11 protein-coding genes, 1 tRNA gene and 1 other annotated feature are annotated in these 12,127 nt (G+C 44.0%); of the genes, 2 read left to right on the forward strand and 10 right to left on the reverse strand.

Going from position 1 to position 12,127, the window contains the following annotated elements:
* Window positions 1-90: 90 nt before the first annotated feature.
* Together ABTV07_RS17230 and ABTV07_RS17235 are read right to left on the reverse strand one after the other, a co-directional pair.
* The gene (locus tag ABTV07_RS17230; protein ID WP_433744509.1) at window positions 91-348 is read right to left on the reverse strand and encodes a hypothetical protein; all 258 of its coding nucleotides are present in this window, start codon (window positions 346-348) and stop codon (window positions 91-93) included.
* Between the two features lie 70 nt (window positions 349-418).
* Window positions 419-490: transfer RNA gene (locus ABTV07_RS17235), tRNA-Arg, on the reverse strand.
* Between the two features lie 302 nt (window positions 491-792).
* On the opposite strand from ABTV07_RS17235, the gene clpP reads away from it, so the two are divergent.
* The gene (gene clpP / locus ABTV07_RS17240; protein ID WP_433744512.1) at window positions 793-1,392 is read left to right on the forward strand and encodes an ATP-dependent Clp endopeptidase proteolytic subunit ClpP; all 600 of its coding nucleotides are present in this window, start codon (window positions 793-795) and stop codon (window positions 1,390-1,392) included.
* A 343-nt stretch (window positions 1,393-1,735) separates the two neighbouring features.
* Here the strand turns inward: clpP and tnpB are convergent, their stop codons facing one another.
* On the reverse strand, window positions 1,736-2,887 hold the full coding sequence (tnpB, locus tag ABTV07_RS17245) for an IS200/IS605 family element RNA-guided endonuclease TnpB (protein WP_433751338.1): 1,152 nt from the start codon (window positions 2,885-2,887) through the stop codon (window positions 1,736-1,738).
* A 151-nt stretch (window positions 2,888-3,038) separates the two neighbouring features.
* Window positions 3,039-3,312: a binding site (T-box leader), on the forward strand.
* A gap of 58 nt (window positions 3,313-3,370) precedes the next feature.
* Between tnpB and metG the strand changes: the two genes are divergently transcribed.
* Window positions 3,371-5,008 carry a methionine--tRNA ligase gene (metG, locus tag ABTV07_RS17250; protein WP_433744514.1) on the forward strand — a complete coding sequence of 546 codons (1,638 nt, stop codon included), beginning with the start codon at window positions 3,371-3,373 and terminating at the stop codon, window positions 5,006-5,008.
* Between the two features lie 47 nt (window positions 5,009-5,055).
* On the opposite strand, the gene ABTV07_RS17255 is transcribed toward metG, so the two are convergent.
* The 7 genes from ABTV07_RS17255 to ABTV07_RS17285 form a co-directional block, all read right to left on the reverse strand.
* Window positions 5,056-5,313 (reverse strand): HPr family phosphocarrier protein, encoded by a 258-nt coding sequence (locus ABTV07_RS17255; RefSeq protein ID WP_433744516.1) that lies wholly within the window; start codon window positions 5,311-5,313, stop codon window positions 5,056-5,058.
* A gap of 43 nt (window positions 5,314-5,356) precedes the next feature.
* Window positions 5,357-6,310 (reverse strand): DNA-binding protein WhiA, encoded by a 954-nt coding sequence (gene whiA, locus ABTV07_RS17260; protein WP_433744519.1) that lies wholly within the window; start codon window positions 6,308-6,310, stop codon window positions 5,357-5,359.
* Between the two features lie 42 nt (window positions 6,311-6,352).
* The gene (locus ABTV07_RS17265; protein ID WP_433744522.1) at window positions 6,353-7,336 is read right to left on the reverse strand and encodes a gluconeogenesis factor YvcK family protein; all 984 of its coding nucleotides are present in this window, start codon (window positions 7,334-7,336) and stop codon (window positions 6,353-6,355) included.
* Window positions 7,333-8,229: an RNase adapter RapZ gene (gene rapZ / locus ABTV07_RS17270; RefSeq protein WP_433744524.1), complete on the reverse strand. Its 897-nt coding sequence runs from the start codon at window positions 8,227-8,229 to the stop codon at window positions 7,333-7,335. Before rapZ ends, ABTV07_RS17265 begins: the two co-directional genes overlap by 4 nt.
* Before the next feature lie 37 nt (window positions 8,230-8,266).
* The gene (locus ABTV07_RS17275; RefSeq protein ID WP_433744527.1) at window positions 8,267-8,725 is read right to left on the reverse strand and encodes an NUDIX hydrolase; all 459 of its coding nucleotides are present in this window, start codon (window positions 8,723-8,725) and stop codon (window positions 8,267-8,269) included.
* 517 nt (window positions 8,726-9,242) lie between these two features.
* Entirely contained in the window at window positions 9,243-10,190 is a 948-nt protein-coding gene (gene trxB, locus ABTV07_RS17280) for a thioredoxin-disulfide reductase (protein ID WP_433744530.1), read from the reverse strand.
* Between the two features lie 116 nt (window positions 10,191-10,306).
* Window positions 10,307-11,812 carry a tetratricopeptide repeat protein gene (locus ABTV07_RS17285; protein WP_433744533.1) on the reverse strand — a complete coding sequence of 502 codons (1,506 nt, stop codon included), beginning with the start codon at window positions 11,810-11,812 and terminating at the stop codon, window positions 10,307-10,309.
* Between the last annotated feature and the right edge of the window lie 315 nt (window positions 11,813-12,127).

Genomic DNA, 12,127 nt, shown 5'->3' on the forward strand with positions numbered 1-12,127 from the left:
AAATATGTGGAAAGATTAGATACTTCGTATAGGTTTATTTGGTGGTGTATATTTTACTTTTTATCAGATAGCAAAAGCTGAAAATCCTTTTTAATAGGTTGTTTTTTCTGGAGAACACTTAAAAGATCCAATGAATTCAATAAGGCAACTCTCACAGAGGTCAAACATCCAACGTTGTTCATCATATTTACTTCCATACCCAAATTTTATATCAAACGTATGAAAATCATTTAATTTAAGTAGGTTTTTATCTTCAGGTCCATTGAATAATTCCGTCTTGCCACATTTGTTGCATTTAACAGATTTTAAGATTTCTTTCTTAGAAATGATCTTTTGATATTCCTTCATCAATATCCCTCCTAATATACTAAAAAAACCACCCCGCTTTAAAAATCGGAATGGTTTTACTAGTTATTTACGCCCTCGGCAGGAATCGAACCCACATCTCAAGAACCGGAATCTTACGTGCTATCCGTTGCACCACGAGGGCATGTCTAAAACGTCATGCTTTAATATTATAATTCAGAAAATGCCCCATTGCAACCTGTTTTCCTGTTTAAAAAAATCATCGCCCGGGTATGATGGATAAGGAGTTTTCAATTTTGATCCACGCCTAGGAGAAAAGCATCACGGATGTAAATAGCAGATGAAACCACTTCCAAATTGTCGAAAAAAACAGGAGTGTTTCGTTTGACCTTAATTGACCATCAGTGTATGATTACAGTACATAAGTTTTACAGCTGAGGAAAAATCTTTTCCTTCAGTGGATTGTATACTAAAGGAGGAACTTACATGAATTTAATTCCTACGGTTATTGAGCAGACAAACCGCGGTGAACGCGCGTATGACATTTATTCCCGTCTTTTGAAAGACCGCATCATCATGCTTGGAAGTGCGATTGATGATAACGTTGCTAACTCCATTGTAGCACAGCTGCTATTCTTGGAAGCTGAAAACCCTGAGAAAGACATCTCCATCTATATCAACAGCCCTGGCGGAAGCATCACAGCCGGTATGGCGATCTACGATACAATGCAATTCATCAAACCAAAAGTATCAACGATCTGTATCGGTATGGCAGCATCCATGGGTGCATTCCTTTTAGCCGCTGGTGAAAAAGGCAAGCGCTATGCATTGCCAAATGCTGAAGTCATGATCCATCAGCCACTTGGCGGTGCACAAGGTCAAGCGACTGAAATCGAAATCGCTGCGAAGCGTATCCTTTTCCTTCGCGAAAAATTGAACCAAATCCTTTCAGACCGCACTGGCCAGCCGCTTGATGTCATCGCAAAAGATACGGACCGCGATAACTTCATGACAGCTGAAAGAGCGAAAGAATATGGTTTGATCGACCAAATCATTACACGCAACGAAATGGACACCAGCAAATAATTAATTGCTGTAAGGACCGCCCCACTTGCTGGGACGGTCCTTTTTTATTGCAGAAGATATGTCATATCAGTCGCTTTTCCAATATATCAGCCGATTCTTAATAAATATCGGTCTAAAATTAAATTTTATCAGTCAAAATGGACAATATATCGGCCAATCGACAGTATTCGCCAACCTTCTCCTACTGAATTCATATATCAACATACACTTTTCTATTGACGCCCCTATTCCAATTCATTAATATATTGATAATTACCAATTGAACTACTCACCTCTTAACACCCTCACGGGTCGTTTGAAATGGGAGATTCCTAAGTACAGAAGCCCCTTGGCTTCTAATGGATTAGGCTAGCCCCGTAGTCCCTACGGTTAGAAGTCTTATGGCTTCTTTTTGAAGATTTTGTCCTGCGTTAAGATCCCTGTCGTGGTGTGTTCCACATGAAGGGCAATCCCACTTGCGAAGGGCAAGGTTCTTGACGTCTTTGTTTTGGTAGCCGCAGCTCGAACACAATTGAGAACTAGCAAACGTTTTCGACACCGCAATGACACGCTTTCCGTACCATTTTGCTTTGTACTCCAGCATGGTGCGAAATTGTGACCAGGCTACTTCGCTGATTGCTTTGGCAAACCTGTGATTCTTCTGCATATTGGACACTTGCAGATCTTCAATCCCTACAACATCGTGGCTTTTAATGATGTGGGTGGAGATTTTTTGCAAGTAGTCTGTTCTAGCATTTGCGATTTTCTCATGGATACGAGCTACTTTTCGTTTTTGCTTTTGAACGTTCTTTGCTTCATCCCCTTTGCATTTTCTTTTCAAGGCCAACTGCTGGCGTCTAGAAAGAACACGCTGTGCATCAGCCAGTTTCTTTTCCAACTGACGAAACCATTTAGGATTGCCAAACACTTCACCCGTTGAAAGAATGGCAAAGTCTTTGAGTCCTAGGTCAACGCCAACAGAGGTGCCTGTTTTTTTAAATGGCTGTACGTCCATTTCTGCCAGAATGGAAACAAAGTATTTGCCGCTTGGAGTCCATCTAACGGTCGCATGAAGAATACGTCCTTCTAACTCACGACTTTTGGCAAAGCGAACCAAACCAAGTTTTGGCAGTTTGATTTTTTTGCCGACAATGGCAATATTTCCGTTGGTATACCTTGTTGTATAGGATTGTACTTTATTCTTTTTAGATTTGAACTGGGGAGCCTTGTTTTGTTTTTTATAAAAACGTGTATACGCATCCGCAAGATGTTTGAGAGAGGATTGAAGAGCAATACTGTCGACTTCTTTTAACCAGTCTAATTCCTTTTTCAATTGGGTTAAGGCGGCTGAACAGGAGTGGTAGGTTAATCCTTTGCCGGTTTCTTTGTAGGTATCATTCCATTGGGCTAAGAACCGATTGAAGACAAAGCGGCAACATCCGATGGTTCTAGCAATCTGGACTTCTTGTTCTTTGGTTGGATAGATCCGAAACTTATAGGCTTTGTGGACAAGCATCGCTTTCATCTCACCACCATCAGGGAACATTTGTTCTTATTATATCACAAAGAGGGAAATTTTGGCTACCGCCAACTGGCATTCATCTCCCCCTTATCGTTGGGCTTTGCCCTTCACACGATGGAAGAGGGAGTATTCTGTCAGAAAAATGATAAAAGCAATGAAGAGAAAAAGTAAAATGATCCTGTTTTTCACCAGAGAGCTTCGGCAGCTGAAAAGAAGCAAAAACAGTCGTTTGAACAATGGTCTCTGAGCTTCGTACTGAACATACTTTTGTATTAGTAGGATACGACGGGATTTGGCACTCGTTATTAATGCCACAGTATAAGAGTTGCATGTCAAACTCCGTACTTGTCGAGGCAGATGGTGTGAATCATTTGCGAATTAAGGTGGTACCGCGTGGAAATTCAAACCCCGCCCTTAGCTATTACAGTTAAGGCGGGGTTTTTTGTTGTCCAAAATTATTTCAGGGAGGAATTATGAATGAGTATTTTTATTGGGGGAGCATGGGCGTATGCGAACGGCTCACTGCATTTAGGCCACATATCAAGTTTATTGTCAGGGGATATCCTGGCTAGATACTACCGTCAAAAGGGAGAAAAAGTCCTTTATGTATCAGGGAGCGACTGCAACGGGACACCGATTACCGTCCGAGCAAGACAGGAAGGCGTCGCACCAAATGTGATTGCAGACCGCTATCACAGAGAGTTTGAAGATTGCTTTTCAAGGCTGGGTTTTTCCTATGATGTATATACGAGGACAGATACGGCGCACCACCACCGCCATGTGCAGGAGATTTTCTTAAAATTGCTGGAGAAAGGATTGATCTATAAAAAAGAAATCGAGCAGACCTATTGCGAACATTGCGAGCAGTTTTTGCCTGACCGCTACGTGGAAGGAATCTGCCCTGTTTGCAAAGAGCCTTCCCGAGGGGACCAATGCGACAGCTGTTCAACCATTCTTGAGCCGCTTGAACTGCTGGACAGAAAATGCAAGATTTGTGGCCATGAACCTTCAACTCGGGCCACGGAGCATTTTTACTTCTCCCTAAGCTCTTTTCAAACTGTCTTGGAAAACTATACGCACGAAGCAGATGACAATAATCTATGGCGGGATAATGCCATTTCGCTTACGAAGCGCTACCTCAAGGAAGGGCTGCAGGACCGGGCTGTTTCAAGGGATCTCCCAATTGGTGTCAGCGTCCCTGTTGAAGGATATGAGGAAAAGAAAATCTACGTTTGGATTGAGGCTGTGTCAGGCTACTACACGGCAAGCAGGCTTTGGGCCGAACAAACGGGACAGGATGATTCAGCATTTTGGAATGCCTCCACCCGCTCCTATTATGTGCACGGGAAAGACAACATCCCATTCCACTCGATTATTTGGCCCGCGATCCTTGCCGGTCTTGAGAAAGAACCGTTGCCGACGCATATCGTTTCAAATGAGTATTTGACGCTTGAAAAGAAGAAGTTATCGACAAGCAAGAATTGGGCAGTCTGGGTTCCGGATATTTTAGAAAGATATGATCCCGACTCCATCCGGTACTTCCTGACAATCAACGCTCCTGAGAACAGGGATGCCGATTTCTCATGGAAAGAATTCATTTACAGCCATAACAGCGAATTGTTAGGAGCTTATGGTAACTTCATCAACAGGACATTGAAGTTTATCGAAAAGTCATTTGACGGCGTGATTCCGGACAATGACATCACCCCTTCCATACAGGAGAAAGTTTCCGAATTGTACAAAGAGGTTGGCAGCTGCATTGAGAAGACCGCCTTCAAACAAGGACTGGAGAAAGCATTTGAGCTTGTCCGTTTTTCCAATAAATATTTTGATGAAAAGCAGCCTTGGATTCAAGTTAAGGATGATTGTGATGCCTGCCGCCAAGCCCTTGCAGACTGCGTTTATCTCATTGCTAATTTAGCAAACATCCTGACTCCCTTCCTCCCTTTTTCAAGCGAGAAAGTCAAGAAGCTGATCAATACCTCAGCAAATGAATGGAAACCGCTCGTCGTAAACTCGCATCAACTACCAAAAGTAGAGCCGCTGTTTGAGCGAATCGATACGGAAAGAATCGAAGAAGAACTTGCAAGATTGAATGAGCAATTGTTGAATTAAAGAAAAAACCCTTTCTTGTCCGAAAGGGTTTTCATTTTGTCCCACTATTAATTTTCGTCTTCCACAAATCGGACCAGACGCTCAACTGCATCTGCCTCATCGCTTCCGTCTGCACTCAATGTGATGACAGCTCCTGCACTGACAGCCAAGCTCATCAATCCCATGATGCTCTTTGCGTTCACTTTTTTATTGTCTTTTGCCAGGAAGATCTCCGAACTGAATCGGTTGGCTTCCTGGACAAAGAGCGCTGCAGGACGCGCCTGCAGGCCGGATTTCAATTTGACTTCCACTGTTTTTTCAATCATAACAATTCCTCCCCATCTTTTTCCCTTTGTTTTTATATTCAACTTAATGCTTTGCTGATACAGATTCCCCAGCGCGCAGTTTTTCTGCGATTTCATCTATTTTGCGCAGCCTATGGTTGATGCCGGATTTGCTGATGGTTCCCCCGGATACCATTTCTCCAAGCTCTTTCAGGGTGACATCCTGATAGTTGACGCGAAGTTCGGCAATCTCCCTAAGTTTATCAGGTAGGATTTGAAGTCCGACGGTCCTGTCGATGAACTGGATATTTTCCACTTGCCTTAGTGCCGCTCCAATCGTTTTATTCAAATTGGCTGTTTCGCAGTTTACGAGACGGTTCACTGAATTCCTCATGTCCCTGACAATCCTTACGTCCTCAAAGCGGAGCAAAGCATTGTGGGCACCGACGATATTCAGAAACTCCGTGATCTTTTCCGCTTCTTTTAAATACGTAATGAATCCTTTTTTTCTCTCAAGCGTTTTGCTGTTCAAGCCGAAGCTGTTCATCAGCTCGCTCAGCGAATCGTTATGTTCACTGTATAAAGAAAAAATCTCAAGGTGATAGGAAGATGTCTCCGGGTTGTTGACCGATCCCCCTGCCAGAAAAGCACCTCTCAAATAGGAACGCTTGCAGCATTTCTTTTTAATAAGGTCTGGGGAAATATCATGTACAAAGGAAAACCCTTCACCTAAGATCTTCAAGTCTTCCAGTATTTCTTTGGCTCCATCCTTGATGCGTACAATGTATACATTGTTTTTCTTGAGCCTCATCTTTTTCCGCACCAGCAATTCAACCGTCACTTCATAATTTTTCTTTATCAAAATATAAATGCGGCGTGCAATTGCTGCGTTTTCTGTCTGGATATTCAGCACCAGCAGCCGGTTTGAAAATGACAGCGAGCCATTCATCCGGATCAGCGCTGACAGCTCTGCTTTCGCACAGCAATCCTTTACTTCAATATTCGTCAATTCTTTCTTCGTTTCGGATGCAAATGACATCTCCTCACCTCCTCTTTCAAAACAACCGCTTGCACAACCTTATTATGGATGGGCAATAGATTGCTGTTCATCCTCCAGCAAGGAGTAAATGATTTTCGCTACTTTTTCGGTATCATGGCGAATGACATCGCCTTTATAAGAAATGATGCGGTCGTAAATCACATTAAGTCCCATTTTCATGAGTTTTTCCACATCATATACGACAGGTTTGGCCTGCTCTTCCGTATAGCGGTTTTGGATGCTTGTCGGAACAGCTTCGTTATTGACCAAAATGGTATCAATGAACCCGCAGTTCATATGGTCATAGATTGCCTTCACGTGATCGCTTGCAGTGAAATTCAAGGTTTCGCCCGCCTGCGTCATCAAGTTGCAGATATAGACCTTCTTTGCTTTCGCTCGGCATACTTCTTCTCCAAGGCCCGGAACAAGCAGGTTGGGAAGGATGCTCGTATAAAGGCTTCCCGGCCCAATGACAATGATGTCGGCCTGGCGGATTGCCTCCAATGTTTCTGATACCGGAAGGACATATTCCGGAGTCAAAAATACACGGTCGATCCGCTTGCCCGATTGCGGGATTTTGGACTCTCCTTTAACAATCGTTCCATCTTCCATAATCGCATTCAATTCCACAGGCTGGTTGGCTGCCGGCAGAACTTTGCCGCGCACCTTCAGGACCTTGCTCATTTCCTGGATAGCATGGACGAAATCACCTGTTATCGATGTAAGAGCAGCGATAATCAAATTCCCAAGCGAATGTCCGGAAAGCTCATTGGACGTTTTGAACCGGTGCTGGAACATTTCTTCAATCAACGGCTCTACATCCGATAGAGCTGCCAGTACATTGCGGATATCGCCGGGTGGAGGGATTTCGAGATCCTCCCGCAGACGGCCGGAACTTCCTCCGTCATCCGCCACTGTTACGACTGCCGTGATGTCGACGGGGTATTTCTTCAGTCCCCTTAAGAGAACAGGCAATCCAGTGCCGCCCCCGATAATCACCACTTTAGGCTGATTCATTTTTTTCATGATGTCTGTCCCTTTCTCCTATCGATGTCACGATGTGAGATCCTTGTGTTGTAATCGCCCTGGAAGAAGTGTCCGATATGCTCCGCTAAAGCTACAGACCTGTGCTGGCCTCCTGTACAGCCGATGGCCACCACTAACTGAGCCTTTCCTTCACGCTTATAATGAGGAAGCATAAATCCTAATAGATCCGTCACTTTTTCAATGAACTTCTGGGTCTCCGTCCATTTGAGGACATAAGTGGAAACCTCTTCATCCAATCCCGTCTTTGGCCGCATATGGTCTATATAATGAGGGTTTGGAAGAAATCGAACATCGAACACAAGATCTGCATCAATCGGAATTCCATGTTTGAACCCGAATGACATGACATTCACGGTGAAAATCGTCTTCTTATCAGAAGAATATTCCGTTAAAATCTTTTCACGGAGCTCACGCGGCTTCATGACAGAAGTATTATAGATCGTCTGAGCTCTCCCTTTTAGTTCCTCCAATAGATCTCTTTCCTGCTTGATGCCTTCTAAAGGCAGCCCTGATGGAGCAAGAGGATGGGATCTTCGCGTTTCTTTATACCTTCTGACCAGAGAGGAATCATCCGCTTCCAGGAACAAGATCTGCGGTGCAACCCATGAAGTCTCCGCCAAATCATCAAGCGCCTTGAATAGGTGGTCAAAAAACTCACGACCCCTTAAATCCATGACAAGCGCCACTTTATTCATTTTATTGCCCGATTCTTTCATGAGTTCCAAAAACTTCGGCAGGAGGGTCGGCGGAAGGTTATCCACGCAGAAAAACCCTAAGTCTTCGAAGCTTTGTATCGCTACCGTTTTTCCCGCACCCGACATTCCCGTGATGATGACTAATTGCACATCATTGGCAGAAGCACCTGTATTCATGCTTATTCTCCCCCTCAAAACATTTCTCTATCTATTCTCAGTTCGGATCCAGCCTGTATGAAATCAGTTTAAAATCCGGTGTATACGTAAACCTTCCATAGATCATTCCTGTTCCATGGATGCAGTAATCCAAAATATGAAAATCCCCTTCAGCCATCGGGAGTTCCTTGATGGCCTCAATCGAGTGCCACTCAAGGGTGCCTTCCTCGGACTGCTTCACATTCACGCCATCGCTCTCTTTCGCGAGGAACGTAAACATCATCCATTCCGATTTTATTTCATCTCCGTCTTTGATAACAAAGGTAAATATTCCTTTTACACTGGGGTTCTTCAAATAGACGCCTGTCTCTTCGCGGAATTCGCGGATGACAGAATCCTTAATGGTCTCCCCGGATTCCATTTTCCCTCCCGGAGCGACCCACCATCCCCGGCTCGGTTTTTGCAATAACAATACTTGGTCCCCTTTTAAAAGGACACAATTGGTCACTCGCTGCATGTACTCACCTCAAAACCTGTTTTATCATATTGCCGTTCATCTATATCTATTCATTATACTATGTTTCATGGTCCTGCACAAAAGAGCTTTACCTGAAAAAAAGACAAAAAAAAGAGCACAAGGATAAACCTTGTGCAAAAAAGGGATATATTAAAAAGGGGGTCAATTTCAATCTAGTTATAGTATACCCCACGATTATTTCAGGACTGTTACAGCACGGTTAAAAGCCAATGACGAATTAGTAAAAATTGGACTTGGCCATGTCATAATTGAAATGCGTAAGCGCCTTGGTCAGGCCCGACAAGCATAAGACGGAACTTGAAGGAAATCCTGATTTCCGTAGAGGTACGGCTTATGACTCGAGGGGCTAGGCGCTGGAGCTGGACAAATAGAAAAGCGCAAGCGCCTCGATCAGCCCCGACCAGCATAAGACGGAACTCGAAGGAAATCCTGATTTCCGTAGAGGTTTGGCTTATGACTCGAGGGGCTAGGCGCTGGAGCTAGACACCGTCAAACTTTACTTCGCCTTCAATTCCTCAATCAATTCCTCAACAAAATGCTGTGCACTTTGAGCGGCGATGCTGCCGTCGCCAGTTGCTGTGACAATTTGGCGAAGCGTCTTCTCACGGACATCCCCGGCTGCAAAAATGCCTGGGACTTTCGTTTCCATGCGGTCATTCGTTTCAATGTATCCAGCCTCGTTCGTAATCCCTAAGCCAGCAAAAGGTTTAGTCAATGGAACCATTCCGATGTAAATGAAGACACCGTCTGCTTTAAAGTCGACTTCTTTCCCATCTTCAGTGGAAACAAGCGTTACACTGCCGACTTTTCCGTTTTCTTCATTGATCTCTTTGATTGTATGGTTCCAGATGAAGTCGATCTTCTCGTTGTCAAACGCGCGCTGCTGCAGGATCTTTTGTGCACGCAGCTCATCGCGGCGGTGAACGATTGTCACTTTATTTGCAAAGCGAGTCAAGTAGACTCCTTCTTCAACAGCAGAATCTCCTCCACCGACAACAACTAGATTTTTGTTTTTAAAGAAAGCGCCGTCGCAGACTGCACAATATGATACACCGCGTCCGCCCAATTCTTTTTCCCCTGGAACACCGATTTTTTTATATTCGGCACCCGGAGAAAGAATGACAGCACGTGCTTTGTATTCCTTTGAACCTGCTTTCACAAGCTTATATTCTTTTTCATCGACGATTTCCTTGATATCGCCGTATGCATATTCCGCACCGAATTTCTTAGCATGTTCAAACATTTTATTAGAAAGATCCGGTCCAAGAATGTGGTCATATCCAGGATAGTTTTCCACTTCTTCCGTATTCGCCATTTGTCCGCCTGGTACGCCGCGTTCTATCATCAGTGTGCTCAAGTTGGCGCGTGAAGTATAAACAGCCGCCGTCATCCCTGCAGGACCTGCTCCGACGATGATCACATCATAAATTTTTTCTTCGCTCATTTTCAACACTCCTTGATTCCTCTATGTCCATGTATCACAATCCTAGTTCATAGGATGTAGTATTTCCTGTATAAACCTATCCTATAAGAGACGCCCATTTTCGTCCAAAAATATGCTCAGCGAAGGTATTCCTCCAACGCTTTTACATATTTCCTCAAGGTAGAGACTGAAATATTAAATGATTCCGCCAGATCTTTCTGGGGCTTCTTCGTATTGCGAAGCTTTAGCCATAAGTATTCTACAGCCGCTGCACAACCATTAATATTCGAAAACTCCACATTTTGATTCATCATTTCTTGAAAAATTGAGAACCACATCAAGAACAGCCCGGATTCCACCGGCCCCACAGGCTGATGCTTCTCATAAAGCACCTCAGCTGTCTGATGGCCAACCCTTAAAGGTCCGGAAAGCATATCCTTGCCGGAAGGCTTTTGAATGAAGGATAAATAGTTCATTTCAGCTGGAGAAAAATGAGTGAAGCTCCGGAATTCAGCGTTAGACAAAATCGATGCCTGCTGCTTGGAAACAGAAAGAAGGAACAAACCGAACCATCTTTCTTCCGGGTAGGTGCTGCTCATTTTCTTCAACAATGAACTCGTGTGGTCTTCATAGCCAATTTCTTCGTTTTTATTCGTATTCCAAGGCTCAAGTCCCTCTTTTTCCGGATTGAATTCAAGTACGATATCCCATGCGGAATGAGCCGTCTTTGGGTGTCCCGTATGGTACGCCGCTTGAGACAGCCAATAATAGAATCCTGGGTCCCCTTCAAATCCGACTTTTTGAAGCTTTTTCAGCCAAAAATAAGATTCTTCATACAATCCGAGCAAAGCAAATGTGGCACCGAGCTTATACTGGTGCTCCTGCATCATCGGCTTGACCTTCGTCAAACCATCCACGATTTTTTCCAACTCGTCCCGTCTTCTCTGGTAATACATAAAGACGGCCAAATTGCATAAAGCATGCAGGTTCCCTGGGCTTTTTTCCAGCACTTCTTCTAACACTTCAGAGGTTTTCTCCATTTCCCCAAGATAAAAATAGGCAAGTGCGAGATTATTGTAGGCAGACCAAAATTCAGGATAGGTCTCAACAACCTCCTGAAGAAGTTCAACCGCACGTTGAAAATTACCGGATTCCAAAAGATTGCGCGCCTCTTCCTGCTTCAGGATGAGTTCATCCTGCTCATGAAGGGAGTCGATCACTTCTTCTGCATCCATGCTGATCAATTCGATCAAATCTTCGGCATCTTCAACAAACTCTCCGTCTTCATCCTTCTCTAAATAAAGAACAGAATATTTATAGGCTTCTTTAAAGAACCCGATATGTGCATAATTGTTCGCCAAAAAATAATGGCACTCCGTCATATATGGATCTATTTCAACTGTTTGATGCAACAGCTCATTGGACTCGCGGTATTCCCCGATCTCCGTCAGCACCATGGCCAACTGAAACATGATCATCGGCTCCAGCGGCTCCAGCTGCATCGCCCGTGACAAATATTTCTTTGCATTCGAAAGATCCCTGCGGTGAAAGGCCTTCAAGCCTTTATTGAAATAATACTCACCAGTAGGAATAAAGGGTAATATTTTCGTTTTTTCTTTTCTTGCTTTCGAGTCTTTTCTCATGAAAGTCCTCCAACCCCGTACATAGTTAACTTATGTAGTATATCACAGATAGAAAAAGACATTAACAGCCATTCGCCTGTTTTTGCAAAATAGCGGAAAGAAAATATTGTAAATCGGGTCCCACCCTTGCCAAATGCGGCGGCAGTCGGGCAAATTGAGTGGTTTGCGCTTGGTTTACACTGGTTTGTGCTGGTTTGCTCTCAACTTTTGCGGTTGACCGCTCAACTTTGGGTGGTGACCGCTCAACTTCCTGGCACAACCGCCGAACTTTCCACGCAAACCGCTCAACTTTCCTGTTTTCGAAAAAAACACCCC

This window comes from Falsibacillus pallidus (genome assembly GCF_050990905.1).
GTDB lineage: Bacteria > Bacillota > Bacilli > Bacillales > DSM-25281 > Falsibacillus > Falsibacillus pallidus_A.

Excerpts from the sequence above, each read along its gene's own strand:
- tnpB (WP_433751338.1), bottom strand. The coding sequence starts at position 2,887 with ATGCTTGTCCACAAAGCCTATAAGTTTCGGATCTATCCAACCAAAGAA.
- ABTV07_RS17230 (WP_433744509.1), bottom strand. The coding sequence starts at position 348 with ATGAAGGAATATCAAAAGATCATTTCTAAGAAAGAAATCTTAAAATCT.
- ABTV07_RS17255 (WP_433744516.1), bottom strand. The coding sequence starts at position 5,313 with ATGATTGAAAAAACAGTGGAAGTCAAATTGAAATCCGGCCTGCAGGCG.
- trxB (WP_433744530.1), bottom strand. The coding sequence starts at position 10,190 with ATGAGCGAAGAAAAAATTTATGATGTGATCATCGTCGGAGCAGGTCCT.
- whiA (WP_433744519.1), bottom strand. The coding sequence starts at position 6,310 with ATGTCATTTGCATCCGAAACGAAGAAAGAATTGACGAATATTGAAGTA.
- ABTV07_RS17285 (WP_433744533.1), bottom strand. The coding sequence starts at position 11,812 with ATGAGAAAAGACTCGAAAGCAAGAAAAGAAAAAACGAAAATATTACCC.
- rapZ (WP_433744524.1), bottom strand. The coding sequence starts at position 8,229 with ATGAATACAGGTGCTTCTGCCAATGATGTGCAATTAGTCATCATCACG.
- clpP (WP_433744512.1), top strand. The coding sequence starts at position 793 with ATGAATTTAATTCCTACGGTTATTGAGCAGACAAACCGCGGTGAACGC.
- metG (WP_433744514.1), top strand. The coding sequence starts at position 3,371 with ATGAGTATTTTTATTGGGGGAGCATGGGCGTATGCGAACGGCTCACTG.
- ABTV07_RS17275 (WP_433744527.1), bottom strand. The coding sequence starts at position 8,725 with ATGCAGCGAGTGACCAATTGTGTCCTTTTAAAAGGGGACCAAGTATTG.
- ABTV07_RS17265 (WP_433744522.1), bottom strand. The coding sequence starts at position 7,336 with ATGAAAAAAATGAATCAGCCTAAAGTGGTGATTATCGGGGGCGGCACT.